22 protein-coding genes and 1 pseudogene are annotated in these 26,532 nt (G+C 59.8%); 8 read left to right on the forward strand and 15 right to left on the reverse strand.

Annotated elements, in window-relative coordinates:
- Positions 1 to 183 precede the first annotated feature (183 nt).
- The 4 genes from xdhA to guaD all read left to right on the forward strand — a co-directional run bounded on the left by xdhA (position 184) and on the right by guaD (position 6,315).
- A complete protein-coding gene (gene xdhA / locus AB4Z35_RS26785; RefSeq protein ID WP_442100405.1) occupies positions 184 to 1,638 on the forward strand; it encodes a xanthine dehydrogenase small subunit in 1,455 nt (484 codons plus the stop codon).
- A complete protein-coding gene (gene xdhB, locus AB4Z35_RS26790) occupies positions 1,631 to 4,030 on the forward strand; it encodes a xanthine dehydrogenase molybdopterin binding subunit (protein ID WP_442100407.1) in 2,400 nt (799 codons plus the stop codon). The genes xdhA and xdhB overlap by 8 nt, the downstream gene beginning before the upstream one ends.
- A 115-nt stretch (positions 4,031 to 4,145) precedes the next feature.
- Positions 4,146 to 5,003 (forward strand): xanthine dehydrogenase accessory protein XdhC, encoded by an 858-nt coding sequence (gene xdhC, locus AB4Z35_RS26795; protein ID WP_442100409.1) that lies wholly within the window; start codon positions 4,146 to 4,148, stop codon positions 5,001 to 5,003.
- A gap of 7 nt (positions 5,004 to 5,010) precedes the next feature.
- On the forward strand, positions 5,011 to 6,315 hold the full coding sequence (guaD, locus tag AB4Z35_RS26800; protein ID WP_442100411.1) for a guanine deaminase: 1,305 nt from the start codon (positions 5,011 to 5,013) through the stop codon (positions 6,313 to 6,315).
- A gap of 179 nt (positions 6,316 to 6,494) precedes the next feature.
- Here the strand turns inward: guaD and AB4Z35_RS26805 are convergent, their stop codons facing one another.
- On the reverse strand, positions 6,495 to 7,259 hold the full coding sequence (locus tag AB4Z35_RS26805; protein WP_008021853.1) for a GntR family transcriptional regulator: 765 nt from the start codon (positions 7,257 to 7,259) through the stop codon (positions 6,495 to 6,497).
- Between the two features lie 286 nt (positions 7,260 to 7,545).
- On the opposite strand from AB4Z35_RS26805, the pseudogene AB4Z35_RS26810 reads away from it, so the two are divergent.
- Positions 7,546 to 8,619 (forward strand): annotated as a pseudogene (locus tag AB4Z35_RS26810) (benzoate/H(+) symporter BenE family transporter); the annotation flags it as partial.
- Positions 8,620 to 8,759: 140 nt separating this feature from the next.
- Here AB4Z35_RS26810 and AB4Z35_RS26815 read toward each other — a convergent pair.
- The gene (locus tag AB4Z35_RS26815) at positions 8,760 to 9,104 is read right to left on the reverse strand and encodes a YggL family protein (protein ID WP_007971486.1); all 345 of its coding nucleotides are present in this window, start codon (positions 9,102 to 9,104) and stop codon (positions 8,760 to 8,762) included.
- Positions 9,105 to 9,337: 233 nt separating this feature from the next.
- Between AB4Z35_RS26815 and dacB the strand changes: the two genes are divergently transcribed.
- Positions 9,338 to 10,798 carry a D-alanyl-D-alanine carboxypeptidase/D-alanyl-D-alanine endopeptidase gene (dacB, locus tag AB4Z35_RS26820; RefSeq protein WP_442100414.1) on the forward strand — a complete coding sequence of 487 codons (1,461 nt, stop codon included), beginning with the start codon at positions 9,338 to 9,340 and terminating at the stop codon, positions 10,796 to 10,798.
- An 8-nt stretch (positions 10,799 to 10,806) separates the two neighbouring features.
- Here dacB and AB4Z35_RS26825 read toward each other — a convergent pair whose 3' ends face one another.
- Positions 10,807 to 13,161, reverse strand: a complete 2,355-nt coding sequence (locus AB4Z35_RS26825; RefSeq protein ID WP_442100416.1) for a sensor domain-containing diguanylate cyclase — start codon at positions 13,159 to 13,161, stop codon at positions 10,807 to 10,809.
- Positions 13,162 to 13,373: 212 nt separating this feature from the next.
- Complete coding sequence (gene rlmKL / locus AB4Z35_RS26830) at positions 13,374 to 15,644, reverse strand: bifunctional 23S rRNA (guanine(2069)-N(7))-methyltransferase RlmK/23S rRNA (guanine(2445)-N(2))-methyltransferase RlmL (RefSeq protein WP_442100418.1); 2,271 nt, start codon at positions 15,642 to 15,644, stop codon at positions 13,374 to 13,376.
- A 530-nt stretch (positions 15,645 to 16,174) separates the two neighbouring features.
- Here rlmKL and rmf point away from each other — a divergent pair.
- Entirely contained in the window at positions 16,175 to 16,390 is a 216-nt protein-coding gene (gene rmf / locus AB4Z35_RS26835; protein ID WP_003223300.1) for a ribosome modulation factor, read from the forward strand.
- 290 nt (positions 16,391 to 16,680) lie between these two features.
- Here the strand turns inward: rmf and AB4Z35_RS26840 are convergent, their stop codons facing one another.
- Positions 16,681 to 17,700: a quinone-dependent dihydroorotate dehydrogenase gene (locus tag AB4Z35_RS26840; protein WP_442100420.1), complete on the reverse strand. Its 1,020-nt coding sequence runs from the start codon at positions 17,698 to 17,700 to the stop codon at positions 16,681 to 16,683.
- A gap of 204 nt (positions 17,701 to 17,904) precedes the next feature.
- On the opposite strand from AB4Z35_RS26840, the gene AB4Z35_RS26845 reads away from it, so the two are divergent.
- Complete coding sequence (locus tag AB4Z35_RS26845; protein WP_442100422.1) at positions 17,905 to 19,461, forward strand: hypothetical protein; 1,557 nt, start codon at positions 17,905 to 17,907, stop codon at positions 19,459 to 19,461.
- Between the two features lie 44 nt (positions 19,462 to 19,505).
- Here AB4Z35_RS26845 and AB4Z35_RS26850 read toward each other — a convergent pair whose 3' ends face one another.
- The 10 genes from AB4Z35_RS26850 to AB4Z35_RS26895 form a co-directional block, all read right to left on the reverse strand.
- Positions 19,506 to 19,943 carry a hypothetical protein gene (locus AB4Z35_RS26850; RefSeq protein ID WP_442100424.1) on the reverse strand — a complete coding sequence of 146 codons (438 nt, stop codon included), beginning with the start codon at positions 19,941 to 19,943 and terminating at the stop codon, positions 19,506 to 19,508.
- Complete coding sequence (locus AB4Z35_RS26855) at positions 19,933 to 20,652, reverse strand: oxygen-regulated invasion protein OrgB (protein ID WP_442100426.1); 720 nt, start codon at positions 20,650 to 20,652, stop codon at positions 19,933 to 19,935. Before AB4Z35_RS26855 ends, AB4Z35_RS26850 begins: the two co-directional genes overlap by 11 nt.
- A complete protein-coding gene (locus AB4Z35_RS26860) occupies positions 20,624 to 21,190 on the reverse strand; it encodes a secretion system protein (RefSeq protein WP_442100428.1) in 567 nt (188 codons plus the stop codon). The genes AB4Z35_RS26855 and AB4Z35_RS26860 overlap by 29 nt, the downstream gene beginning before the upstream one ends.
- The gene (locus AB4Z35_RS26865) at positions 21,177 to 21,899 is read right to left on the reverse strand and encodes an EscJ/YscJ/HrcJ family type III secretion inner membrane ring protein (protein WP_442100430.1); all 723 of its coding nucleotides are present in this window, start codon (positions 21,897 to 21,899) and stop codon (positions 21,177 to 21,179) included. The genes AB4Z35_RS26860 and AB4Z35_RS26865 overlap by 14 nt, the downstream gene beginning before the upstream one ends.
- Positions 21,896 to 22,204 carry a type III secretion system inner rod subunit SctI gene (sctI, locus tag AB4Z35_RS26870; RefSeq protein ID WP_442100432.1) on the reverse strand — a complete coding sequence of 103 codons (309 nt, stop codon included), beginning with the start codon at positions 22,202 to 22,204 and terminating at the stop codon, positions 21,896 to 21,898. Before sctI ends, AB4Z35_RS26865 begins: the two co-directional genes overlap by 4 nt.
- Positions 22,205 to 22,263: 59 nt before the next feature.
- Positions 22,264 to 22,524, reverse strand: coding sequence for a type III secretion system needle filament subunit SctF (sctF, locus tag AB4Z35_RS26875; protein WP_442100434.1), 261 nt, complete (start codon positions 22,522 to 22,524; stop codon positions 22,264 to 22,266).
- 10 nt (positions 22,525 to 22,534) lie between these two features.
- Complete coding sequence (locus AB4Z35_RS26880) at positions 22,535 to 23,704, reverse strand: PrgH/EprH family type III secretion apparatus protein (protein WP_442100436.1); 1,170 nt, start codon at positions 23,702 to 23,704, stop codon at positions 22,535 to 22,537.
- Between the two features lie 126 nt (positions 23,705 to 23,830).
- Complete coding sequence (locus tag AB4Z35_RS26885; RefSeq protein WP_442100438.1) at positions 23,831 to 24,283, reverse strand: transglycosylase SLT domain-containing protein; 453 nt, start codon at positions 24,281 to 24,283, stop codon at positions 23,831 to 23,833.
- Positions 24,280 to 25,863 carry a winged helix-turn-helix domain-containing protein gene (locus AB4Z35_RS26890; protein WP_442100440.1) on the reverse strand — a complete coding sequence of 528 codons (1,584 nt, stop codon included), beginning with the start codon at positions 25,861 to 25,863 and terminating at the stop codon, positions 24,280 to 24,282. The genes AB4Z35_RS26885 and AB4Z35_RS26890 overlap by 4 nt, the downstream gene beginning before the upstream one ends.
- Positions 25,864 to 26,168: 305 nt before the next feature.
- Positions 26,169 to 26,480, reverse strand: a complete 312-nt coding sequence (locus AB4Z35_RS26895; RefSeq protein WP_442100442.1) for an acyl carrier protein — start codon at positions 26,478 to 26,480, stop codon at positions 26,169 to 26,171.
- Between the last annotated feature and the right edge of the window lie 52 nt (positions 26,481 to 26,532).

Here is a 26,532-nt window from a genome sequence, read left to right on the forward strand (position 1 = left end):
TTTTGGCACGATTCAAGCAAAAAAGCAGGCTATCGAACCAACGACAATAATTAAGGAACAGGTGGTTAATCGACAATTTGCAATTTCCTGACCTTTAAGTCAGAAAATCATTGACCGAAAAGTCAGACCTGCTAAATTCAGTTCCTGTCGGTTAACAACAATAATGAGTCTGCGAGGCCTTCCGTGATCCAGTTTTTACTAAACCAGGAACTCCGTAGCGAGCACGCCCTGGACCCGAACCTGACCGTGCTCAATTATCTGCGCGACCATGTGGGCAAACCCGGCACCAAAGAAGGCTGCGCCAGCGGTGACTGCGGCGCCTGCACCGTGGTGGTCGGCGAGTTGCAAACGGATGACGACGGTCGCGAACACATTCGCTATCGCAGCCTCAACTCGTGCCTGACGTTCGTGTCGTCCCTGCACGGCAAACAACTGATCAGCGTCGAAGACCTCAAGCACAAAGGTGAACTGCACAGCGTGCAGAAAGCCATGGTCGAGTGCCACGGCTCGCAATGCGGCTTCTGCACTCCCGGCTTCGTGATGTCGCTGTTTGCCCTGCAAAAGAACAGCGATGCACCGGATCATGCCAAGGCCCACGAAGCACTGGCCGGCAATCTCTGCCGTTGCACCGGCTACCGGCCGATCCTGGAAGCCGCCGAGCAGTCCTGCTGCGGCAAGCAACCGGACCAGTTCGACGCCCGCGAGGCCGACACCATCGCGCGCCTGAAAGCCATTGCCCCGACCGATATCGGCGAACTCAACAGCGGCGACAAACGCTGCCTGGTGCCGCTGACCGTGGCCGACCTGGCCGACCTCTACGACGCTTATCCACAGGCCCGCCTGCTGGCCGGCGGTACCGACCTGGCGCTGGAAGTCACGCAGTTCCACCGCACCCTGCCGGTGATGATCTACGTCGGCAACGTCGCCGAGATGAAGCGCATCGACCGTTTTGACGATCGCCTGGAAATCGGCGCCGCCACGGCTCTTTCCGATTGCTACGAGGCCTTGAACGCCGAATACCCGGACTTCGGTGAATTGCTGCACCGCTTCGCCTCCTTACAAATCCGCAACCAGGGCACCCTCGGCGGCAACATCGGCAACGCCTCGCCGATTGGTGACTCGCCGCCCCTGCTGATCGCCCTCGGCGCGCAAATCGTGCTGTGCAAAGGCGAAACCCGCCGCACTCTGGCGCTGGAAGATTACTTCATCGATTACCGCGTCACTGCGCGTCAGGAAAGCGAGTTCATCGAAAAGATCATCGTGCCGCGCGCCAGCGTCGAAAAACTGTTCCGCGCCTACAAAGTCTCCAAGCGCCTCGACGATGACATTTCTGCGGTGTGCGCCGCCTTCAACATTCGCCTGGAAAACGGCGTGGTAGCCGAGGCCCGCGTCGCCTTCGGCGGCATGGCGGCCATCCCGAAACGTGCTGCAGCCTGCGAAGCCGCGCTACTTGGCTCGCCATTCAATAACGCCACCGTTGAACGCGCCTGCGCAGCCCTGGGCGAAGACTTCACGCCGCTCTCGGACTTCCGCGCCAGCAAGGAATATCGCCTGCTCGGCGCGCAGAACCTGCTGCGCAAATACTTCATCGAACTGCAAACACCGCACATCGAGACTCGGGTGACCGCTTATGTCTAATCATCACGCCGTAGAGAAGACCCAAGCCGAATTGGCTGAACTGTTCGCCAAGGACCTGACCACCGGTGTCGGTCGCAGCGTCAAGCACGACAGCGCTGCCAAGCATGTCGCCGGTGAAGCGCAGTACATCGACGATCGCCTGGAGTTTCCGAACCAGTTGCACGTTTATGCGCGCATGTCGGACCGTGCCCACGCCCGGATCATCAGCATCGACACCGCGCCCTGCTACGCCTTCGAAGGCGTGCGCATCGCCATCACCCACGAAGACGTGCCAGGCCTGAAAGACATCGGCCCGTTGCTGCCGGGCGATCCACTGCTGGCCATCGACACCGTGCAATTCGTCGGTCAACCGGTGGTCGCCGTTGCGGCGAAAGACCTAGAAACCGCACGCAAGGCGGCAATGGCCGCGATCATCGAATACGAAGATCTCGAGCCAGTGCTGGATGTGGTCGAAGCCCTGCGCAAGCGCCACTTCGTACTCGACAGCCACACCCACCAACGTGGCGATTCGGCCACGGCGCTGGCCACCGCCGAGCACCGCATCCAGGGCACGCTGCACATCGGCGGCCAGGAACACTTCTACCTGGAAACCCAGATCTCTTCGGTGATGCCGACTGAAGACGGCGGCATGATCGTCTACTGCTCCACGCAAAACCCCACCGAAGTACAGAAACTGGTGGCCGAAGTGCTGGACGTGTCGATGAACAAGATCGTCGTCGACATGCGTCGCATGGGCGGTGGTTTCGGCGGCAAGGAAACCCAGGCGGCGAGCCCGGCGTGCCTGTGCGCGGTGATCGCGCACCTCACCGGCCAGCCGACCAAGATGCGTCTGCCACGGGTCGAAGACATGCTGATGACCGGCAAGCGTCACCCGTTCTATGTCGAGTACGACGTGGGCTTCGACAGCACCGGTCGCCTGCACGGCATCAACCTGGAACTGGCCGGCAACTGCGGTTGTTCGCCTGACCTGTCGGCGTCGATCGTTGACCGCGCGATGTTCCACTCGGACAACTCTTATTACCTGGGCGATGCGACCATCAACGGTCACCGCTGCAAGACCAACACCGCGTCGAACACCGCCTACCGTGGTTTCGGCGGCCCGCAAGGCATGGTCGCCATCGAAGAGGTGATGGACGCCATCTCCCGCCATCTGGCCCTCGATCCACTGGCCGTGCGCAAGGCCAACTACTACGGCAAGACCGAGCGTAACGTCACCCACTACTACCAGACCGTCGAGCACAACATGCTCGAGGAAATGACCGCCGAACTGGAAGAAAGCAGCCAGTACCATGAGCGCCGCGAAGCGATCCGTCGCTACAACGCCAACAGCCCGATCCTGAAAAAAGGCCTGGCGCTGACCCCGGTGAAATTCGGCATTTCCTTCACCGCCAGCTTCCTCAACCAGGCAGGCGCCCTGGTGCATGTCTACACCGACGGCAGCATCCACCTCAACCACGGTGGCACCGAAATGGGCCAGGGCCTGAACACCAAGGTCGCGCAGGTCGTGGCCGAAGTGTTCCAGGTGGAAATGGATCGCGTACAGATCACCGCGACCAACACCGACAAAGTACCGAACACCTCGCCGACCGCTGCCTCCAGTGGTGCCGACCTGAACGGCAAGGCCGCGCAGAACGCGGCGGAAATCATCAAGAAACGCCTGGTGGAATTCGCTGCCCGCCAATACAAGGTCAGCGAAGAAGACGTGGTTTTCCACAACGGCCACGTGCGGGTCCGCGATCACATCCTGACCTTCGAAGCGCTGATCCAGCAGGCGTACTTCGCCCAGGTGTCGCTGTCGAGCACCGGCTTCTACAAGACCCCGAAAATCTACTACGACCGCAGCCAGGCCCGTGGCCGGCCGTTCTACTACTTCGCCTTTGGCGCAGCGTGCTGCGAAGTGCTGGTCGACACCCTGACCGGCGAATACAAGATGCTGCGCACCGACATCCTCCACGACGTCGGCGCCTCGCTGAACCCGGCCATCGACATCGGCCAGGTCGAGGGCGGTTTCATCCAGGGCATGGGCTGGCTGACCATGGAAGAGCTGGTGTGGAACAACAAGGGCAAGCTGATGACCAACGGCCCTGCCAGCTACAAGATCCCGGCCGTGGCGGACATGCCGCTGGACCTGCGGGTGAAGCTGGTGGAAAACCGCAAGAACCCGGAAGACACGGTGTTCCATTCCAAGGCCGTGGGTGAGCCGCCGTTCATGCTTGGCATCGCCTCGTGGTGTGCAATCAAGGACGCGGTGGCGAGCCTGGGCGATTACAGGCATCAACCGAAAATCGACGCACCGGCGACGCCGGAGCGGGTGTTGTGGGGCTGTGAGCAGATGCGCCAGTTGAAGGCGGCGAAGGCTGTCGAGGCTGAGACCGAGTTGGCTTCGCTTTAAGACCGAGGTGCGGCTATCGCGAGCAGGCTCGCTCCCACAAGGATTGCGCTGAACCTGTGGGAGCGGGCTTGCCCGCGAAGAGGCCCGAACAGACAACAACGATGTCGAGGTGAACATGTACAACTGGATCGACGCCCTCGCCGACCTGCAAAACCGGGGTGAGCCCTGCGTGCTGATAACCATCATCGAAGAGCTCGGCTCGACGCCGCGCAATGCCGGCTCGAAGATGGTCATCAGCGCGAACCAGGCCTTCGACACCATCGGTGGCGGGCACCTGGAATACAAGGCCATGCAGATCGCCCGCGAGATGCTCGCCAGCGGCAAACAGGACACCCATCTGGAGCGCTTCAGCCTCGGTGCCAGCCTGGGCCAGTGCTGCGGTGGCGCCACGGTATTGCTGTTCGAACCGATGGGCCAGGTACAGGCGCAGATCGCCGTGTTTGGTGCCGGCCACGTCGGCCGGGCGCTGGTGCCATTGCTGGCCAGCCTGCCTTGCCGGGTGCGCTGGATCGACTCGCGGGATGCGGAATTTCCCGAACAGATCCCCCATGGCGTGCGCAAGATCGTCAGCGAAGAACCCGTCGATGAAATCGACGACCTGCCCGCCGGCAGCTACTGCATCGTCATGACCCACAACCACCAGCTCGACCTCGAACTCACCGCCGCGATTCTCAAGCGCAACGACTTCGCCTACTTCGGCCTGATCGGTTCGAAGACCAAACGGGTGAAGTTCGAACATCGCCTGCGCGACCGAGGTTTCGACAACAGCGTCGTGCAACGCATGCGCTGCCCGATGGGCATCGGCGAAGTCAAAGGCAAGCTGCCTGTGGAAATCGCCATCTCCATCGCCGGCGAGATCATCGCCACCTATAACGCGAACTTCGGCCAGCAGACGTCCAGCGCCGAACCGATTGCCAAACTGCTGCCCGCGTCACGCCGCAGCCAAACCGCAAACTTGAAAGCCTCGAACTGAGAATCTCATGCCTTTGACTCGCAAAGCTTACCGCGCCGCCATCCTGCACAGCATCGCCGACCCAGCCGAAGTCGGTATCGAAGCCTCCTACGAGTATTTCGAAGACGGCTTGCTGGTGGTCGAGAACGGCCAGATCAGCGCCCTCGGCCACGCCAGCGAATTGCTGCCGACCCTGCCGGCTGACGTCGAAATCACCCACTATCAGGATGCACTGATCACCCCCGGTTTCATCGATACCCACATCCACCTGCCGCAAACCGGCATGGTCGGTGCCTATGGCGAGCAACTTCTGGACTGGCTCAACACTTACACCTTCCCGTGCGAAAGCCAGTTCGCCGACAAGGCCCACGCTGACGAAGTCGCGGACATTTTCATCAAGGAACTGCTGCGCAACGGCACCACCACTGCGCTGGTATTCGGCAGCGTGCATCCGCAATCGGTGAACTCGTTCTTCGAAGCCGCCGAGCAGCTCGACCTGCGGATGATCGCCGGCAAGGTGATGATGGACCGCAACGCCCCGGACTACCTGACCGACACCGCCGAATCCAGCTACGTGGAAAGCAAGGCGCTGATCGAGCGCTGGCACGGCAAGGGTCGCCTGCACTACGCCGTCACCCCGCGCTTCGCACCGACCAGCACCCCGGAACAGCTAACCCTGGCTGGCCAGTTGCTGAGCGAATACCCGGATCTGTACATGCAGACCCACATCAGCGAAAACCTCAAGGAAATCGAGTGGGTCAAGGCGTTGTTCCCGGAGCGCAAGGGTTACCTGGACGTCTACGACCACTACCAGTTGCTCGGCGAGCGCTCGGTGTTCGCCCACGGTGTGCACCTGTGCGATGAAGAGTGCGCKCGACTGGCTGAAACCGGTTCGGCCATCTCGTTCTGCCCGACCTCGAACTTCTTCCTCGGCAGCGGTCTGTTCAACCTGCCGATGGCCGAGAAGCACAAACTCAATGTCGGCATCGGCACCGATGTCGGCGGTGGCACCAGTTTCTCGCTGCTGCAAACCCTCAACGAAGCCTACAAGGTCATGCAGCTGCAAGGTGCACGCCTGAGTCCGTTCAAGTCGCTGTACCTGGCCACCCTCGGCGGCGCCCGCGCGCTGCGCCTGGAAGACAGGATCGGCAACCTGCAACCGGGCAGCGATGCCGACTTCCTCGTGCTGGACTACAACGCCACGCCGCTGCTGAGCTATCGCCTGAAGCAGGCCAACAACATCGCCGAGACGTTGTTTGTGTTGATGACCCTGGGGGATGACCGGACTGTGCTGCAGACTTATGCGGCGGGGAATCTGGTGCATCAGCGCTAAGAAATTCCGGGCATAAAAAATCCCCCGCTGCTTTACAGCCCGGGGGATTTCTATTGCCTGTCAGATCGTCATCGCGAGCAAGCTCGCTCCCACAATTGATCTTCAGTGATCACAAATTTTGCATTCGACACAAAACCCTGTGGGAGCGAGCTTGCTCGCGATGGCCGCGACGCGGTCTATCAGATTTTCGCTGGCGACCGCCCCGGCTTCTTGGTCTGCAGCAAATGCGAGAACACCGCATGCAGATCATCCGAAGCACTTTCCTCGTCGAGGTTGAGCTTGCTGTCGATGTGATCCATGTGATGCATCATCAGGTCGACCGCCAGTTCAGCGTCGCGTTTTTCGATGGCGTCGATCAACTGGGTGTGCTCGTCGTAGGAGCAATGGGAACGGTTGCCGCTTTCGTACTGGGCGATGATCAGCGAGGTCTGCGACACCAGGCTGCGCTGGAAGCTGATCAACGGGGCGTTCTTCGCCGCTTCGGCCAGTTTCAGGTGGAATTCGCCCGACAGGCGGATGCCGGCACCCCGGTCGCCACGGGAGAAGCTGTCGCGCTCGTCGTTGACCATCTGGCGCAATTCGGCGATCTGCTCGGCGGTGGCGTGCTGCACCGCCAATTCGGTGATCGCGCGCTCGACCAGACGCCGGGCCATGAACACCTGGCGCGCCTCTTCGACGCTCGGGCTGGCGACCACGGCGCCGCGATTCGGACGCAACAACACCACGCCTTCATGGGCCAGGCGCGACAAGGCGCGGCGAATGATGGTGCGGCTGACCCCGAAAATTTCCCCCAGCGCTTCTTCGCTCAATTTGGTGCCGGGCGCCAGACGCTGTTCGAGGATGGCCTCGAAGATATGCGCGTAGACAATATCGTCCTGAGTACCGCTGCGGCCGGCTTTGCCTGCTCGCGGTTGTTTCTTTAGGGGTTGCAACTGTTCGTTCATGGGCACTCGAGTCGGAAGAACTGCGGCGAATTGACGGTGACTGTAATACGGCACAGTGGGTCGCTGGCAAGTATCGCGTAAAAAACACCGCGATTGTACACAATGGAGGGTGGCAACACGACTGTACGGCTGAATGTTGCCTCGGCTGTATCGCAACGCCTGGTTACTTTTGAGTTTAGGCTTGTTCGCAGAATCCGCCTTTTTGGCACGATCCCTGTGGGAGCGGGCTTGCTCGCGAATGCGGCGGCACATTCAACATCAATGTGACTGACAAACCGCTTTCGCGCAGGCCGGGCAAGCGGCGGGTCTGAGCAGCGGGCAGATTTCTTCGTGGATCTGGGCAATTTCCATCGGCATGGCGGTGTGCTCCATTGGCCTGTCCCTGCGCTACCGCACGCCGATCACCATTGCCTGGTCGACCCCCGGCGCCGCGCTGCTGATCACCAGCCTGGGCGGCGTGAGCTACGGCGAAGCCATTGGTGCCTATATGACCTGCGCGGTGCTGGTGACGATTTGCGGGCTGACCGGCAGCTTCGAACGGCTGATGAAAAAAATCCCGGCATCCTTGGCCGCCGCCCTGCTGGCAGGGATCCTGTTCAAGATCGGCAGCGAGATTTTCGTCGCGGCGCAACACCGCACCGCCCTGGTACTGGGGATGTTTGTCAGTTATCTGGTGGTAAAGCGCCTGTCGCCGCGCTATGCGGTGTTGGCTGCATTGCTGATCGGCACGGCATTGTCAGGGTTCATGGGGTTGCTGGACTTCAGCGGTTTTCACCTGGAAGTGGCGACGCCGGTCTGGACCACGCCGCACTTCTCCCTGGCCGCGACCATCAGCATCGGCATCCCGTTGTTTGTCGTCGCCATGACCTCACAAAACATGCCTGGCATCGCCGTATTGCGCGCCGATGGCTACACGGTGCCTGCCTCACCGCTGATCACCACCACCGGCATCGCCAGTTTGCTGTTGGCACCGTTCGGCTCTCACGGGATCAATCTGGCGGCGATCAGCGCGGCAATCTGCACCGGGCCGCATGCCCACGAGGATCGCAACAAGCGCTACACCGCAGCTGTCTGGTGCGGAATTTTCTACGGAATCGCCGGGGTGTTCGGTGCAACGCTCGCGGCATTGTTTGCCGCGCTGCCCAAGGAACTGGTGCTGTCGATTGCTGCGCTGGCGCTGTTCGGCTCAATCATCAACGGCTTGAGCATCGCCATGAGCGAAGTGAAGGAACGTGAAGCGGCGCTGGTCACCTTCATGGTCACGGCATCGGGGCTGACGCTGTTTTCCATCGGTTCGGCGTTCTGGGGGATTGTCGCGGGGGTGGTGACGCTGCTGATTCTGAACTGGCGCAAAACCTAAAAGCTCGCAGCCTCGTTTCACTCGACAGCTGCTACAGGGCAATGCAATCCATGTAGCAGCTGTCGAGTGAAACGAGGCTGCGAGCTTTTGATCTTCGCAAAAAAAAACGGCGACCCTTGGGTCGCCGTTTTTTCAGAACATCAAGCTACCGGATTGATCGGCTTTTCCGGGTACCAGACGTCCAGCAGCGGGCTGACTTCAACGCTGGTCAGCTCGGTGCGGCCTTTGAGCCAGGCTTCAACGGCAGCGCGCTGTTCAGCGCTGACCGAGCCACGCTTCTGCAGGCAAACCAGACCGTAGTCGTCGCCGCCAACATAGCCCAGACCGTTGGCTTCCATGGCTTCTTTGAGGAACGCATCGAGGAAAGCATCAATGGCTTCATCAGCCAAATCTTCTTTGAAATCCAGGTTCAGTTCGAAACCCAGCTCTTGAAATTCATCCACGCACAGTTTTTTGCGCAGACGCTGGGAACGGTTAGTCGCCATTGGAACAATCCTCTTAAGTAATAACGGGCGGCACTTTAGCAGTTTAAGCCGCCGATTGCCTGACTCTCTGGTCCACGACACCTACCGTCGGTAAAAAAATAGCTGATCAGACGGCCAGCGCACGGCACAAGCCGTGGCACCTTGGGGCATAATGCCGACACTTTCATGACCATTGAGGGAATTTATCTCCATGCCCTCGTCTTTTTCCCCTCGACTGTAGGGTTTTATTTCAGATGATCAAATCTTTGCGTCCATTGCTCCTGGCCGGTTTTCTTCTTCCCCTGGCCCTCTCCGTTTCCGCTGCCCCGATCAATACTGCGTTGTCGCCCAACGTTGAAAAAGCCCTGAAAGCCAGCAAGTTGCAGGACAACGCCCTGTCGCTGGTGATGATCCCGCTCACCGGCCCCGGCACCCCGACAGTGTTCAACGCCGACGTGTCGGTCAACCCGGCGTCGACCATGAAACTGGTCACCACCTACGCGGCGCTGGAAATGCTCGGCCCGAACCACCAGTGGAAAACCGAGTTCTACACCGACGGCACCCTCAGTGGCGGCATTCTCAACGGCAACCTCTACCTCAAGGGTGGCGGCGATCCGAAGCTGAACATGGAAAAACTCTGGCTGTTGATGCGCGACCTGCGCGCCAACGGTGTCACTCAGGTCACCGGCGACCTGGTGCTGGATAAAACCTTCTTCGTGCAACCGCAACTGCCGGAGTTCAATGACGACGGCAATGACGATAACAAGCCGTTCCTGGTCAAGCCCGACTCGCTGCTGGTCAACCTCAAGGCGCTGCGCTTCGTCGCGCGCAATGACTCGGGCAAGGTGCTGGTCTCGGTGGAACCGCCGATTGCGAGCATCCGTATCGACAACCAGGTCAAAGCCCTGAATTCCAAACAATGCACCGGTGGCGTGCGTTACAACCCGGTGGCACAGGCCGATGGCAGCGTGACCGTGACGGTCGGCGGTCAGTTGGGTGAAGGCTGCAGCTCGCAGACTTACCTGTCACTGCTCGACCACGCGACCTACACCGCCGGTGCCGTTCGCGCGATCTGGAAGGAACTGGGTGGCAGCATTCAGGGCAAGGATGTGCTGGCGCCAACACCGAAAGACGCCAAGGTCCTGGCCCGGGCATTCTCCCCGGACCTGGCGGAAATCATCCGCGACATCAACAAGTACAGTAACAACACCATGGCCCAGCAGTTGTTCCTGAGCCTCGGCCAACGCTTTCGCACCGATGCCGATGGTGACGACGCCAAGGCCGCCCAGCGTGTCGTGCGTCAGTGGCTGGCGAAAAAGGGCATCACCGCGCCACATCTGGTGATGGAGAACGGCTCCGGCCTGTCCCGTTCCGAGCGCGTCAGCGCCCGGGAAATGGCCTCGATGCTCGAAGCGGCGTGGCACAGCCCGTATGCCGCCGAGTACATCAGTTCGATGCCGATTGCCGGCACCGACGGCACCATGCGCAAACGCCTGAAGACCACGGCGATGCGCGGCGAAGCCCACGTCAAGACCGGCACCCTGAACACCGTGCGGGCGATTGCCGGTTTCAGTCGCGACGTCAACGGCAATACCTGGGCAGTGGTGGCGATCCTCAACGACAAGGCCCCGTTCGGCGCATCTTCGGTGCTCGACCAGGTGCTGCTGGACCTGTACCGTCAACAGAAACTGCCGCAGACGGCTTCGGTGTTGTAAGCACTGCATTAACCAATGTGGGAGCGGGCTTGCTCGCGAAGACGGCGGCACATCCARCATYGATGTGACWGACARGMCGCTTTCGCGAGCAAGCCCGCTCCCACAGGGATAATGGGTGAGCTGCGCAAGCCTTGCCACAATTGCTGGGCCAACATATAGGCCTGTTCGCCACCGATATCCGGGCACAGCACCATGAACTCCTCTCCGCCCAAACGGCAGAACACATCGGTGCGGCGCAGCCGGTGGCCGATTCGTTCGCACACGGCCTGCAACACCCGATCACCGATGGCGTGGCCATGCTGGTCATTGATGCGCTTGAAATGGTCGATATCGAGCATGATCACCGACAGATCCCCACCGCCGCGCTCCACCCGGGCCATTTCGGTGGTCAGGCGTTCCTGGAAATAACGCCGATTGTGGATTCCGGTCAGCGAATCGGTGACCGACAACGCGCGCAACTCTTCTTCCACCCGCTTCATATCGGAAATGTCCGAGATATAGCCATGCCACAGCACGCCGCCACCGGGCAGCTCCTCCGGAGTGGCTTCGCCGCGAACCCAACGCAAACCGCGTTGTGGCAGTTGCACGCGGTATTCCTCGCGCCAGGGGCTGAGGGTCTCGGCCGAGGCACGGATCGAGGCGCGGACACGGACAGAGTCCTGAGGGTGAATCCGGGTAAATATCGCTTCGGCATTGAGCAGCAACACGTCGGGTTCGAGCTCGTAGATCTCGCGAATACCGTCGCTGGCGTAGATCACGCTGAAACGCCCGTCGAACTCCATCTTGAACTGATAGATGCCACCGGGCACATGGGCGCTGAGTTTCTTCAACAGCAGGTCCCGCGCAGCGAGCGCTTCGTGGACCCGTTTGCGTTCGGTGATGTCGATGCACACCGCCAGGTGCCCGACCCACAGGCCTTGCTCGTCGAGCACTGGCGTGGTGAGCATGTTGACCATCAAATGGCTGCCGTCGCCGCGCACCAGCGTCCACTCCCGCGCCTCTTGACCGCCCTCCACGTCGCCTTCGACCAGCATCGCGTGGCAGGTCGGCACCGGTTTGCCATAGCGTGCGCTCAACTCTGCCGAGCGAGCGACCAGTTCCCGGGGCAGGTGCAGGTTTTCCAGGGTCATATGGCCGACCACTTCGGCGCTGGTGTAGCCAAGCATTTGCTCGGCACCCGCGTTGAAGGTGTTGATGACGCCGCGCAGGTCGGTGGCAATGATCGCTACCTGGGTGGCGGCATTCAGCACGCCACGCAACTGACCATGGGTGCCGCGCAGCTCCTGTTCCCGATCGCGCAACTCGCGGGTACGTTGCTCGACCATTTTCAGTGCGCGCTGACGCTGACTGACCAACACATACAGCAAGGCACTGAGCAACACGCTGAGCAATCCACCCAACACCACCAGGCTGGTGACCGAGGAATGGTTGGCCTGCAAGAATGCGTCGCTGGGCTGGATATCGACTTGATAGTCATGGTCGGCCATGCGCAACAGGCGAGTGGCGGACAACTCGCTGATGGCCGCCGGGTTGGGCGATTCGAACAGCACTTCGTGCTGGTCGGCGGTCGACAAATCGAGAATGCGCACCGAGAGATAGTCGCGGCTCGCTTCCGGCAGTCCGTCCGCCAGCAACTGGCGCATGCTGATCACGGCCATCACATAACCGTAGGGTTTCGTGGTTGTGCGGTTCTGACTGTTGCGCTGCATGACCGGCGCGACCAGCAGCACGCCTCGCGCATAAGCCGGCTCGATGCTCACCAGATGCATCGGTTGCGACACCGCCATGCCGCCATGCTGATCGACCCGATCGAGCGTGGCACGCCGCAATGGCTGGGCCAGCAAGTCGTAACCGAGGGGAGAGCCGAGTTTGCTTTGAGTCTGGCTATACAGCACCACGACGTACTCATCTCGCTCTCCCGCCAGTTGTAATTGGCCGGCGGCGTTGAGCTCTCTCAGGGTGAAGCTGCTCAAGCCTTCGTCACGCACTCGACGCTCGAACGCCGCCCGCTGGTCACGAGTGACCCGTTCGGCATAGGAATACGCCTGGGTTCGCAGCAGCAAAGGCTGGGTGTAACCGTCGAATTCCGCTCGGGAAACCGAATCGGAATTGGCGAAAAACCGGCGCAGGCCATCGAGGCGCTGCTCCTGATCTTCGAAACGTTCTTCGATACGGCTGTAACGTTCACTGGCCAGCAGTTGGAAACGTTGCCGCAATTGATGGTGAAACAGATTCAGCGTCGACCACGCCAACAACCCGGTGAGCACCCCGCCGACAAGCAATACCAGCAGCGCGACCAGCCAGGCCGAGACATCTTCACGGATAAAACCCAGGATCTTTGGGCGCACGGCGTGCAACGACATAAAACGCAAACTCAAAACGCCAGGTGCGGAGAAACCCTTTGGCCATGCGTTGAGTTATAGCTATTAGCCACTAATTTGACCAGCACTGATCGGCGCCCTGTAGGAGCGAGCTTGCTCGCGATGGTCGATAACGAAAACGCGTGCTTACTGGGTAAACGTCGCGCTCTCAGGTTCATCGCGAGCGAGCTCGCTCCTACAGGAGGGTTCAACCATCAACGAGCCATGATTTTCCAGGCGCGATGGATCTTGGCGTTGCGGGCAAAATCCGGATCGATCGTCTGGGCGGTGATGTCCTCGACCGCATAACGCTCACCGAGATTGGCCTCCAGTTCGAACTTGCGGAAGTTGTTGGAGAAGTACAACACGCCACCGGGCGCCAGACGCGCCATGGCCAGGTCGATCAGTTGCACCTGGTCGCGTTGCACGTCGAAGACGCCTTCCATGCGCTTGGAGTTGGAGAACGTCGGCGGGTCGATGAAGATCAGGTCGTACTCGTCACGACTGGCTTCGAGCCACGCCATCACATCTCCCTGCTCCAGGCGGTTCTTGTCGGAAAAACCGTTCAGCGACAGGTTGCGACGCGCCCAGTCCAGATAAGTTTTCGACAGATCGACACTGGTGGTGCTGCGCGCGCCGCCCTTGGCCGCATGCACACTGGCCGTTGCGGTGTAGCAGAACAGATTGAGGAAGCGTTTGCCGGCGGCCTCTTTCTGGATACGCATGCGCATCGGCCGATGGTCGAGGAACAGACCGGTGTCGAGGTAGTCGGTGAGGTTGACCAGCAGCTTCACGCCGCCTTCATTGACCTCGACGAACTTGCCCTGTGCCGCCTGGCGTTCGTACTGTTTGGTTCCGCTCTGACGCTCGCGGCGCTTGACCACCACACGGCTCTTGTCGATGTTCAACGCCTGCGGAATTGCTGCCAGGGCATCGAACATACGGGCCGAAGCCTTTTCCGGGTCGATGGATTTCGGCGCGGCGTATTCCTGAACATGGACCCAATCCTGATACAGGTCGATGGCCATGGAATATTCCGGCATGTCGGCATCGTAGACGCGGTAGCAGTCGATGCCTTCACGCTTGACCCACTTGCCCAGGGCCTTGAGGTTCTTCTGCAGGCGGTTGGCGAACATCTGCCCGCCTTCGCTCAGGCGCGGTTGCTCGACCACCGGCGCCGGTGCCGGCACCGGTTTGATCGGGTTGCCGTTTTTGTTGAACTTGCGTTCTTGCGGTTCGTTCGGCGCCTGATCGTAGGCGGCTTGCTCACGCTCGACCTGGCGCTGTTCCGGAGTACGACGCTCGCCGGTGACGAACTGGTCCGGCAGTACCTTGATCAGCAGCAGCTTGCACGGCAAGGCGCCGTTCCAGAACGAATACTGCTTGTGGCTGCGGATGCCCATGCGCTTGCCCAGGTCCGGTGCGCCGGTGAACACCGCCGCTTCCCAGTTCAGGCAGGCCTGACGCAGGCGCTCGCCGAGGTTCTGGTAAAGGTAGAGCAGGCTCGCCTCATCGCCCAGACGCTCGCCGTACGGAGGGTTGCAGATCACCAGGCCTTTCTGGTTCTGGTCCGGGCGCGGCTCGAAGGTCGCGACTTCGCCCTGGTAGATCTTGATCCACTCGCTCAGGCCGGCCCGCTCGACGTTGTTACGACCCGGTTGAATCAGCCGCGGATCGGCTTCGTAGCCGCGAATCCACAACGGTGGCTTGGCCATGCCGGCCGCCGCGCGCTCGCTGGCTTCTTCGTGCAGTTTTTTCCACAGCGCCGGAACGTGACCGAGCCAGGCGGTGAAGCCCCACTGCTCACGACGCAGGTTCGGCGCGATGTCGGCGGCGATCATCGCTGCTTCGACCAGGAAGGTGCCGACACCGCACATCGGGTCGGCCAGCGCGCCGCCTTCGGCCGCGATACGTGGCCAGCCGGAACGGATCAGGATGGCGGCCGCGAGGTTTTCCTTGAGCGGCGCCGCACCTTGCTGCAGGCGATAGCCGCGCTGGTGCAGGCTGTGGCCCGACAGGTCGAGGGACAGAATGGCTTCGCCGCGGTCCAGGCGCAGGTGAATGCGCAGGTCCGGGTTGAGCTTGTCGATGGACGGACGGTCGCCTTGCGGGGTGCGCAGTTTGTCGACGATGGCGTCCTTGACCTTCAGCGCGCCGAAGTGGGTGTTGTCGATACCCGAGCCATGGCCGCTGAATTCGACGGCCAGGGTGCCGTCATTGAGCATGTGGTCTTGCCACTCGATGTCCAGCACGCCGTGGTACAGGTCTTCGGCGTCCTTCATCGGGAAACGCTTGAGCACCAGCAGCACGCGGTTGGCCAGGCGCGACCACAGGCACAGGCGATAGGCGGTTTCCATGGTGGCCATGCCGCGCACGGCAGAGGTGTGCTCCCGCGCTTCCTCAAGGCCAAGCCCGACGGCTTCCTCGATGAGCAGGCCTTCAAGGCCTTTTGGGCAAGTGAGGAAGAGTTCGAAACGATCGGACATGGGAATTCCAGAACCTTTAGCTGAGTGACCGGGCAACGCATTGCCGGTCCGGTTTTCAATCAGGCGCTTTTCTCGAAGAGCGCCCGCGTGGCACGAAGGTGTGCCGTTCCACCCCTGCTGCCCGGGTTAAATGAGCTTAGATGCAAGGACAGATAAAAAAGTTGATGCAACAAAATGTCATAAGTCGACCCTTCGTCGAATAGTGCCTCCCGGCAACGGGAGCCATTCTCACTAAAGGATTAAGCCCATCATCCAGCGCAGGGCCGATCATACCGGGGTTTGGCCAATAAATACGGTAAAAACACGCTGTTACTTATGGCCTTAGCACATCAATAGTTACGTTCTTATGACAAAACGATCATTCCCTCGATGTGACGCATTGGTTAGAACTCAATACAGGTTGGCGCCGCAATGACGCCAACACCTTGGCTCGTCACGCCGGCAACGAGCCGCCAACGGCAGAGTTTTTCTGCCAGACCTCAATAGAGGTCGACGCGATAAATACAGTCAACAAGTGAGGGCAACACCCTATGAGAAGACTTAAGCGTGATCCGTTGGAAAGAGCATTTTTGCGCGGATATCAATATGGCGTTGGTGGTAAATCCCGTGAGCTTTGCCCATTTACTCTACCGTCGGTACGTCAAGCCTGGATCAACGGCTGGCGAGAAGGACGCGGCGACAACTGGGACGGTATGACCGGCACTGCGGGAATCCACAGACTCAACGAACTTCACGCCGTCGGCTAATTACAGGGCAAAACACTCCGACACGRCAATCTGATTTTGTACTGAATTAACCACGCACGTCCCATCCGGACGGCGGGCTGCGGCCCAGGGGCTCCTTCGAGGAGCCCTTTTTTATGCCTGCAAAAAACTCTGACGATCCGGTGTAGCAGCTGCCGAGCCTGCGAGGCTGCGTTCGGCGGCGCAGCCGTCGTGAAATCAGATACCGTCGTCTTGTAGATGCACCGTGCACAYAGGGTTTGCGACGGCTGCGCCGCCGAACGCAGCCTCGCAGGCTCGGCAGCTGCTACAACTCAGCGCAAGGCTGCGATGGCGTCTACGGATTCACGAATCAGCGCCGGGCCTTTATAGATGAAGCCCGAGTAGATCTGCACCAGGCTTGCGCCTGCGGTGATTTTCTCCGCCGCGTGCTTGCCTTCGGTAATGCCGCCGGCAGCGATGATCGGCAGGCGACCGCTCAGCTCCGATGCCAGCACTTTCACGGTGTGGGTGCTCTTGTCGCGAACCGGGGCGCCGGACAAACCACCGGCCTCGTTGCCATACTCCATGCCTTCGACGCCTACGCGGCTCAGGGTGGTGTTGGTGGCAATGACGGCATCCATGCCGGTTTCGATCAGCGCTTGCGCAACTTGTGCGGTTTCTTCGTCGCTCATGTCCGGCGCGATCTTGATCGCCAGCGGTACATGTTTGCCATGACGCAATGCCAGTTCCGCGCGGCGCTCGGCCAGATCGGCCAGCAACTGCTTGAGCGAGTCGCCGAATTGCAGGCTGCGCAGGCCCGGTGTGTTCGGCGAACTGACGTTGACCGTCACATAGCTGGCGTGGGCGTAAACCTTGTCCAGGCAGATCAGGTAGTCGTCCACGGCACGCTCGACCGGGGTATCGAAGTTCTTGCCGATGTTGATGCCCAGCACGCCCTTGTACTTGGCCGCCGCCACGCGGGCCAGCAGGTGATCGACGCCGAGGTTGTTGAAGCCCATGCGATTGATGATCGCCTCGGCTTCCGGCAATCGGAACAGGCGAGGCTTGGGGTTGCCCGGCTGCGGACGCGGGGTGATGGTGCCGATTTCGACAAAACCGAAACCCAATTGGGCAAAACCGTCGATGGCCGCGCCGTTCTTGTCCAGACCGGCGGCCAGCCCCACGGGATTCGGGAAGTCCAGGCCCATGACATTCACCGGCATTTTCGCCGGGGCCTTGCACAGCAAGCCGTTGAGCCCAAGACGCCCACCCGCGCCGATCAGGTCCAGGGACAGATCGTGGGAGGTTTCCGGGGAAAGTTTGAACAACAGCTGACGGGCCAGGGTGTACATGGGCGGGTTTGACTCGATTGGCGGCAAATTGAGGCGGCGATTATAGCCGGGCCAGCACGTTGCGAGCGAGGACCCCTGTTAATTAGAAATCACTTTTTGCGGCTAACCGTCGCAGGTACCGCGTGCGAAGCGTTATTTGATAGTCGCAACGGCGCAAGAGGCTGAATGATCGCAAGCAAGCCCCTCCGTCATACAGAGCGAAACATGACTATAGCCGGAATAACTGCCTCATCCTCATCCTCATCCTCATCCTCAACCTCAACCTCATCTACTGCATCCGCGACCGACACCACCTCTCCGACGACTCGTCGTAATGAAACGGTTATAGAAACAGACGAATCCTCCCAAGCCATCGCACAGCATCTCAACGAAAAATCAAACGCCTCTCACGAGTCCAATGCTCCATTGCCAATGGAATACACAGTAATCCTAATGGAGGACCTCACCAAAGAACTCGATGTCGTCATTGCAGAAGAATTAGAGAACGCCCCTGCCCAGGTTCAAGAGTTTGCGGACAACCTCGAATCGCAGATGAATGGCAACACCGACAGTGTCAATCGGGAAAATGAATACACCGTCGTGGAGATCGATGATCCGTCGCTGTTCGAAGGCTCAATGCATCAGCACGGGACCAGCATCGCTCTACAACGCGCCCAAACCATCGTTGACTCCCTTGGCGAACTGCTGGGCAAACTGGGCCGCAACGAATTCGAAGGAGATCTCGGACGCCTGGCCAGCAACCTGACGATTAACGGCCTGCGAACCGGGCTCATCGTGGGTACCCTGACAACGATCCGCCAACTGATCGGATTCGCCCTGGAAAAATGCTTGCAGTCCAACGCCGCCTCCCCGCTGACACGCAACGTCATTGGCGGAGTTTCTCTGATGATCGGTCCGGCGCTGAACATCCTTGGCGCGCTTCGGGATGAATGCAACGGCACGGCAAACACCCAGACGCGACTGTCACGATTGCTCACTTTATCTTTATCGTTGGCCGCATTCGCAGTTGCACTGGTCACGCCGCAGGCGCTTCCCGCCCTCGCCTCATTCGGCCCGCAGATGGCTTTCTTCACCTTGGCCCGCGACCTGACACAGGTGTTTGTTCCTTTAAACGACAACGCACAAATCAATCCGCCAGGTACGGCAGCCAATGCAGGCCTGTACGGAGCCTTACAGTTTCTTCTCGGTACAGCCATGGACCACACAGCGCCCAACTCAGGCGCCGGATATGCCATGTCGGCCGGTAGTGGGCCATCCACTGCTGATGGCGGGTTCACAGCGCAACTGATGAACTGGATGCAACACGCTGGTGACACATTCGTCACTTCAAACACAACCCCGGAGACCCGGGCCGCAGAGATCCTTGAATCCCTTGTTCCAGTTCTAGGGCACGACATTCTGCGGGGCGTCTACAATGCGGGGGTTGAAATCATGAGCGACGTGGCAGGTGGCGAAATGATGCACAGGCTCCAGAGCGAAACAGCGCCTGACGGCTTTCGAATCACTTTCGCCCCGCGCGTCCCCTCCACCTCACAAGTAGCCGATCAATTTCTGACTACCTCAGCAATGCGAACCTCGTTCGGCGGAGCGATCATGGCTGCCGCGATTTCCGCCGGGACTTACTTTGGCAGTCTGGGTTTATCCGCTTCAGCGGTAAATCACGCGGTCAATGCTGTGGTAGCCGCCGTCGCCATCGCCGGCTTACCAGGTTTTTTCTACGCTCATCAGGGCAATAGACCAGTGGACAATACAACCGTGTAACCCTTCCGGTGCGTTCCGTCATTTCGGCGGGACGCACCCTGAACTCACCACTCACTCCTCTCCCAAGCCTCATCCTCCATCGGTTGAAACACATCACGCATGAAGCCCTTGACGAAGACGTCCATGCTGAACGCCAGGCCATTGGCACCTTTGACTTCCTTGTAAAGCTGCGACTTTTCCAGCCCGTCGTCCTTCAATCGAACCAGTACCTGGAGCGTGACCGCCATCAACGCCTTGGCAGTGGGGTACGCGGGTGATTCGCCATCTGCACCTCGAAGTGAACGGAGAAACTCATGGATGAGCTTTTCTCCCTGCCCCTCCATGGCTGACAGCAACTCATACAAGCGCTCGAATTCGGGGTCCGGGCGCTTGTTTTCAGGCACGTTCCGGCTGGCCGCAAGCACATGTGACTCAAGCGACTCGACCGTTGTGCTCTCTGCGCTCTCGGTTGTGCGCAGACTCAAACCGCTTTCAATCTTCATGGCGGACCTCGGTCGGGGCAGTTTCAGTGGAACCGGCCGAGCGTTCGGCAAAGGTCGAATACAGATCCGTGAGCGCCTGCATGGAAGCCCGGTCCAGAGCGCGAACCGACTCCGGCAGGTTCGCAACGCACGCCAGCAACCGCGGCTCCAGTCGTTGCCGCGTCGTTTCCGGATCGAACTCCAGCAACTGATCCGCAAGTCGCGCCACATAGCGCTCTTGCGGGTGATAGTCGAGGACCAGTTCACCGGGCCAATGCCTGCGCAAGCGCTCGCGCAGTTCATTGCCCTGCGGCCGACAATGCATCGGCAGCAGCACTTGCAACACCGCGCTCGAATCGCCCGGTTGTTCGCTCAGCCAGCGCTCCAGCATGTCATCCAGCCATTCGGGACGACTCAAGGCTTGTGCGAGCAAATCGCGGGCGGCCTGCGCAAGGTCTTTGCGCAATTGCAGCCCCAGTGCCTGGGACATCAGCAAGCCGTCAGCCAGCTGCCCGGTCGCGCGCAGGATGCCCGCGGCATAGCCCTCCTGAAAGGCCTGGGCATGAAGCGCTTCGGCATCACGCCGGGCCTGCTCGACACAATCGCGGGCCCAGCGCTGCGCCTGTCGCTGCAAGGTCCGGCGTCGACGTGCGGCGGCGATGTCCTCGCGGGCCAGATGGGCGTCGCTCGACTCGGGGAGTTCAGTCAGGGTTCGGATAGCGTCGAGCATGTTGCACCGCCAAAAAGAAAAGAGCTGTATCGGGTTGCGTGACCGGCCATTGCCTGTGCAAGCGAACAACCGGTTCGGAAAATTGCAAGGTCAGGCGTTCGAGCAAGGCTGGCGGTACCTGCTCGTACCAACTCCATAACGCATTGAGGCCGGCGGCTTCGATCTGCTCTATCGAAACGGGCGAGCCCCCGATCGGCAGGCCGCATCGAACACCGAGGCTGTAACCGGCGAACCGGCGCAACGACAAGGGCAGGCCTAGCAACGCCGCGCCTCGCGCCAGGTCGGGCATCAAGCGATAAGCGCCCATCAGCCTGGCGATGTAGGTCAGCTGGCGCCAATGGCGAACCCATTGCTTCGCTACGGCTGTCAACGGCGTCGAAGGCCACGGGCCTGGCCATTCGAGACCTTCAAGCAGGATCTGGTTGAGCCAATGGCGTGCCTCGGGCCGGTCAAATCCCTCCGGCATCGGCAGGCGCTGCGGATGCAGATAACTCAGGGGCTCGGCGAGAATCTGCGCCAAACACTCAGCGTGGGACATTCTGCCGCCCTGCGCTTGATTGGCGGTAAGCCCAGGTTGCGCCACTGGCCACCAGCAATGCGGTCACCGCGGTCAACCACCAGACCCAGTGCGAATGCCCTTGCGTTGCGGCCACGGACGGCGCGACATGCTGGGTCGGGGAACGCTTGGACAGTACCACCGAGATGTTCTCGTACTCGACCGCCGCAAAACTGTTCTTGAGAAAACGCTTGATGTCGGTGATCAGCAATTGCGGGTCGGCGTCGAGCTCATGGATCGCCACTGCCGAGAGGTGGACAGGCGGCATCTTGCGTCCGCCTTCGCCGGCCTCCAGGTCGTAACTGACATGCACTCGCGCCGACACCACGCCTTCGAGCACACCCAGCGACTGTTCGATTCGCTGCTCCAGCGCCGAATAAAGCCGGGCTTTTTCAGCGCGGGGCGAGGCCACCAGCGAGTCGGCAGGAAACATCTCTGCCACTTGCAGGCGCGGCCGCGAAGGCAAGGAATAGAGGTTGAGCAAATCGACGGCCGCGGAAAAATCGACCTGATCGATTTTCACCGCGTAGCCGGTTTTGCCGGCATCGACTTTCACCGCAGCAATATTGTTGCGCTGCAGCACCGAAAGCACTTCATTGGCCTGCTGCTGATCCAGCCCTTCGAGCAGATTGGGTTGGCGACACCCCGACAGCGCCAGGCACAACAGTATCAGCAACACGCCAGGCTTCATGAGGCACGCAACAGGGTTTCGGCAGTACCTACCGCTTTGCGGACCAGTACGTTAAGCAAGTTGATGTCCACGTTGTATTGTCCTGTCAGCTCCTGCAACTGGGCCAATACTTCGGGACTGGTGATATCCGGGCGCTGCATTATCTGATTGATGGCTGAAACGTCTTGCTCGCTGTTGACCGCGGAACCGGCAAACGCTTCGATCAATCGGGACTCAAGGGATACGATCGGTCCTTCCTGGGGGCCGCGCAATTCCGTAAAGGCTGGCTGGCCGATGCCAGACAGGGAAATGTTTTGAATAGCCATGCGATGCACTCATGAAAATGGCCATTGACGCGTACCAATGGCCGGTCAAAAAGGAAGAGTCAGCGAGCTGCCTGGATGATCGCCATGTCGATATCCTTGAAGCCCTTGATGGTGTTGGTCTGAGCGTTTCGAAACACCGTGTAGGATGAAAACGCGGCCTGATAAGCGGCCAGCAGGCCAGGGTCCGATGCATCTTTCTTCAAGTCATCCAGCGCTTTGTCCAATGCGTCCTTGAGTTTGGATGCACCGTTTTCGAATGCCTGGGCCTGACGCCCGAGAAAGTCATCGGCAAAGTCGATGGAGATACCAATGTCGGCCATGAGTCACCTTTTAGAGTTGTGTAGGAAAATGCCAGGATGACGAGGTCATCTTGATGTAGCCCTGCGGACCGGTCTGGAACGACTTGTCCTTGAGCGAGTCATCCTTGAGTTCGACGGTGAAGTGCACGTAGCGATTACCCCACTGCCGGTAAAAGCTGTCGACGTACCGGCGAGCGTTCGCCAGTTCGGAATCCTGCAAATTGCCTGCAATGGCAAACGTGACACTGTCCTCGTGCTCGACGCGGCTGAAGGCCAGTGACAGGCGCTGCAACCCCTCTTGCGCCAGATCGACGAGCAGGCTGTCATCCTGTATTTGCACCGCGATGTCCTGGGCATAAGGCGCGGCCGAGAGCAGTGCTTCGAGCAGTTTTGCCTGTTTTTGAGGGGTGAGCAGATTGCGTTGTGCACTAAGCAACAGTCGCGGTATCGATGGATCCTTCAGATCAATGGAGTGCCAGGCCAGTTGTGGATCATGGTCGACCAGCAAATGCTCCAGCCGACGACGCTCCTGGTCCATCACCAGCACTTTGCCGCTCAGCGTGTTATGGCGCACCAGCACTTGCCGACTCCAGCCGGCATCGCGTTCGGAAGCCACGAACACATAGATCGCATTGTCACGACCGCTCAACACCCTGGCCTCGTCACTGACCCCGGCGATCAACGCGCGAACATCGGTTTCAGGTGTGGGCCCGGGCATTGACCAGATGCCAACCGCGGTGACCAGTGCGGCCAGCGCCAGACCGCTGGCGACCCATCCAGACAGAGGGGCACGCCACCACACAACAGCGGCGTCAGCGGTAGCGTCAGGTTGCAGCCCGAGCAGTTCAGGTGCCCAGGATTGGTCTTCAGGCCGCAAGGCGATGTGCAGGCCGCCGATCTGCACCCTGGTGTGGAAGGCACAGTGGCGTATTTGCGTTGACTCATTGAGCACCCGCAGCGGCAGACCATCCGGCGTGACTTGATCGGCCAATACCTCAAAATTGCAGCCCCCCGACTCCAGGGGAACGAAGATGGCATCCTCTGGGACGCTGGCAGTCAATGTCCCCTCTCCCAGCAGATCCACAGTCCCTACCACAAACAATGTTGTAGTTTCGCCGAGGGGAAATTCGCAACCTTGCAGCGCGCCATTGAGTATCCGTAGAACGCAGGGTTGTGGGTCAGGGGTCGGCAGAACTGTCACCGTTCCAGCTCCTGGGCTGTGAAATGAACGGGCATGGTAGACAGGCTGGCTGCAGGCTTCCTGATCGAAATCTGCCGATCGCTCCCTGCAGAGGATCAGAATCTTGCGCCAGCTCTCATGGCACCGTCATTGTCGAGCCAGGGAAAACACCTGATAGCGCTGCCAGACCTTGCGTGCATAGTGCAGGCGCGCGGCTTGCCGGTGGGGTGAATTACCGGCGTTGTAGGCACCCACCGCCGTCCAGTTGTAGCCGTAACGCGCGATAAAATCGGCAAGCACCGACGCACCGACTTCAACCGACAGGCAAGGATCACCCAGCAGTCGCTGCTCAGTGATGCCCTGGGCACTCAACCGGGGGAGATGATGGCTGTTGATCTGCATTAACCCGATGTCTCGCGAGCCATCCTTGTTGTAGTTCATTGCGTTCGGATTCTGTCCCGATTCGACATCGGCAATCGCGCGGAGCAGTTCGGGTTCGATCGCATGTCGCGCCCCCGCCTGACTCCAGCACCAGGCTTGCGCCTGACCCGCGCCAAGGCACACCAGCACCGTCAGCCACTTGATTCTGCACTGTGTCATGCCAGACGCCGCTCGCTGACCGGCGTCGGTCGCTCGCGTGCAGGATCATCCTGCGTCGATGCCTGGTAGCGCACATCAGGCGCTCGTTGCAAAGAACTCCAGAGCGGCTCGATCACCGGAGCACCTGACAAACCGGACCAACCTGACAATGGAATGCCGTCAACGGATCGCAGCCTGGTCAGAGCCACCCAGTTCACATACAGGTCGCGGGCATTGAATGGACTGGCGCCGAACAGCACATTCCAGGCAGCCAGTCCCTGTTCACCGATTGCGCTTTCGCAGAGCCCGGCCTGTTCGAGCTCGTCCCAGGCTGCCGCGTGCTGGTCAAAATAAGCCAACACCACGGCATACAGAATCATCAGCAACGAATTGCCCGAGGCGCCTTGTTGCAGGGCTCGACGAGCCATCGACAAGGCCGACTCGGGATTTGCGGCAAGCGTAATGCGCATACGCAAGACCTGCGCCCTTACGCAATCAGGATCGTACTGCAGAGCATTGTCGATGCTTTGCGCTGCCTGATCGTTGCGCCGCCAGAACCAGTGATGCCAGGCATGAAAGTAATGAACGTCAGCCTGATCGGCAGTCAGCAAACAGCGTCGGAAAAGCACCTGGGCCGCCTGTTCGCTGCCGCGCAAACTGGTGAGCAAAGCCAGGCGAGCCAATGCGGGGATGTTGCCAGGATCCAACGCCAAGGCTTTGGAAATCGCCGATTGTGCCTCATCGATTGCCCGGCCCTGATCACACGATCCGATCATTGCCTGCCCCAGCCACGCATCCGCCAAACCGTACCAGGACAGTGTGTGCCCGGCATCGAGCTTCAGGCACTGGCGAAACTGTACCAGCGCATCGCGCAGGCTTTGCGGAGTGTGCTGCTGCACGCTACACAAACCACGCAGGTATGCCACCGCTGCCGGGTATGACGCGCAGGCATCACCGACAAGGCTCAAACCGGGAATGCGCTGCGCAACCAGGCACGTCAATGCCCCAAGCGACGCCCCGAGATCACGGGCATCCAGTGTCTGCCCATGCAGCAGAGCGTGATCGCGGCCACGGATCAACTCGACCGACCATTGCTGCTGATCGCTCGGACCGCTACAACGCCCGCTCAAGCAGTAGTCCGCAGACAACTGCCCGACCAGCGACCGCACATCGACCGGTTGCACATAGGCCGCCATCAATCCCGAGGGGATGACGTGCAACACCTCGCCGAACGCCAAAGTCAGCTGACGGATCATCAGATCCTGCAGATCCAGCGCTGCCGTCTCCCCCAGATTGCGAAACGGCAGAACAGCCAGCGAAGGCGCCACCGCCCTCGTCTGACCGGATGTGTCGAGTTCGACAACCGCACAGGTAAATCGATAACCCTGGCCGTACACCGTCGCAATGTAATCCTTGTTTTCCCTGAGCAGCTTGCGCAATGCATAAATGCAGCGGGTCAACGATTCTTCGGCGGCATCCATCTCGGGCCATACATGGTCCAGCAAATAATCCTTGCCGACGACCGACCCCGCCGACTTCAGCAGCAGGCGCAATACGTTCAACTCTTTGGGCGGGACGTGAACGCCTTCTCCATCTCGCATCAGCGTTCCATCACTTTGCAATAGCCAGTGGTCAAAAACGAATGCCTTGACCGGCGTTTGATCAGCTGCACTGTCCATACTCTGAGACATCTCTATAGAAAGGTACTGAAGCGCAATTGAGCCCAGGGGTGGTCAGGCTCAAGATGACAAGCTGCGTGACTATAGGAAGTTGAGTGGGAGGATTCCGTAGGAAAACTGATTTATTACCAAATGAAACTACGATTTTTTTTGTAGGAAAAATCACCAAAAACAAACCAAAAGCATACAAAACGCCTTGCATCTATAGACGCAAGGCACCTGCTTACTTACTTCAAATCCAACGCCCGGCAACTTGTTGAAGTCATCACCGACTCACAAACATCTTCCACTGTCCTCCACAACCCAACTTTATCCTCAGGAAATTCAATACCGAACGTCTCATTTAGCGCCATGACAATCTCAACCAGACTGATGGAGTCAACATACAAATCCTCGACCAATCGCGAAGTCAACGCAATTTCTCGACGACCAACCGGAAAATGCTCCGACAGCACCTTGATCACTTGACTCACAACGTCGAACTGATCATTTGACTCATCTGACATTCTTTTCTCCCACACAACAAAACGCAGGCGCAACGCCTAATGCCAGTCAGTTAAGCAATTTCAGCCGCGCCACCCTTTGTAGCAG

Source organism: Pseudomonas sp. KB_15, assembly GCF_052114525.1.
Lineage (GTDB): Bacteria > Pseudomonadota > Gammaproteobacteria > Pseudomonadales > Pseudomonadaceae > Aquipseudomonas.

Excerpts from the sequence above, each read along its gene's own strand:
- AB4Z35_RS26890 (WP_442100440.1), bottom strand. The coding sequence starts at position 25,863 with ATGCGAGATGGAGAAGGCGTTCACGTCCCGCCCAAAGAGTTGAACGTA.
- AB4Z35_RS26860 (WP_442100428.1), bottom strand. The coding sequence starts at position 21,190 with ATGTCCCACGCTGAGTGTTTGGCGCAGATTCTCGCCGAGCCCCTGAGT.
- dacB (WP_442100414.1), top strand. The coding sequence starts at position 9,338 with ATGATCAAATCTTTGCGTCCATTGCTCCTGGCCGGTTTTCTTCTTCCC.
- AB4Z35_RS26845 (WP_442100422.1), top strand. The coding sequence starts at position 17,905 with ATGACTATAGCCGGAATAACTGCCTCATCCTCATCCTCATCCTCATCC.
- rlmKL (WP_442100418.1), bottom strand. The coding sequence starts at position 15,644 with ATGTCCGATCGTTTCGAACTCTTCCTCACTTGCCCAAAAGGCCTTGAA.
- AB4Z35_RS26850 (WP_442100424.1), bottom strand. The coding sequence starts at position 19,943 with ATGAAGATTGAAAGCGGTTTGAGTCTGCGCACAACCGAGAGCGCAGAG.
- xdhC (WP_442100409.1), top strand. The coding sequence starts at position 4,146 with ATGTACAACTGGATCGACGCCCTCGCCGACCTGCAAAACCGGGGTGAG.
- AB4Z35_RS26885 (WP_442100438.1), bottom strand. The coding sequence starts at position 24,283 with ATGACACAGTGCAGAATCAAGTGGCTGACGGTGCTGGTGTGCCTTGGC.
- AB4Z35_RS26805 (WP_008021853.1), bottom strand. The coding sequence starts at position 7,259 with ATGAACGAACAGTTGCAACCCCTAAAGAAACAACCGCGAGCAGGCAAA.
- AB4Z35_RS26840 (WP_442100420.1), bottom strand. The coding sequence starts at position 17,700 with ATGTACACCCTGGCCCGTCAGCTGTTGTTCAAACTTTCCCCGGAAACC.
- sctF (WP_442100434.1), bottom strand. The coding sequence starts at position 22,524 with ATGGCCGACATTGGTATCTCCATCGACTTTGCCGATGACTTTCTCGGG.
- AB4Z35_RS26865 (WP_442100430.1), bottom strand. The coding sequence starts at position 21,899 with ATGAAGCCTGGCGTGTTGCTGATACTGTTGTGCCTGGCGCTGTCGGGG.
- xdhB (WP_442100407.1), top strand. The coding sequence starts at position 1,631 with ATGTCTAATCATCACGCCGTAGAGAAGACCCAAGCCGAATTGGCTGAA.
- AB4Z35_RS26855 (WP_442100426.1), bottom strand. The coding sequence starts at position 20,652 with ATGCTCGACGCTATCCGAACCCTGACTGAACTCCCCGAGTCGAGCGAC.
- AB4Z35_RS26815 (WP_007971486.1), bottom strand. The coding sequence starts at position 9,104 with ATGGCGACTAACCGTTCCCAGCGTCTGCGCAAAAAACTGTGCGTGGAT.
- sctI (WP_442100432.1), bottom strand. The coding sequence starts at position 22,204 with ATGGCTATTCAAAACATTTCCCTGTCTGGCATCGGCCAGCCAGCCTTT.
- rmf (WP_003223300.1), top strand. The coding sequence starts at position 16,175 with ATGAGAAGACTTAAGCGTGATCCGTTGGAAAGAGCATTTTTGCGCGGA.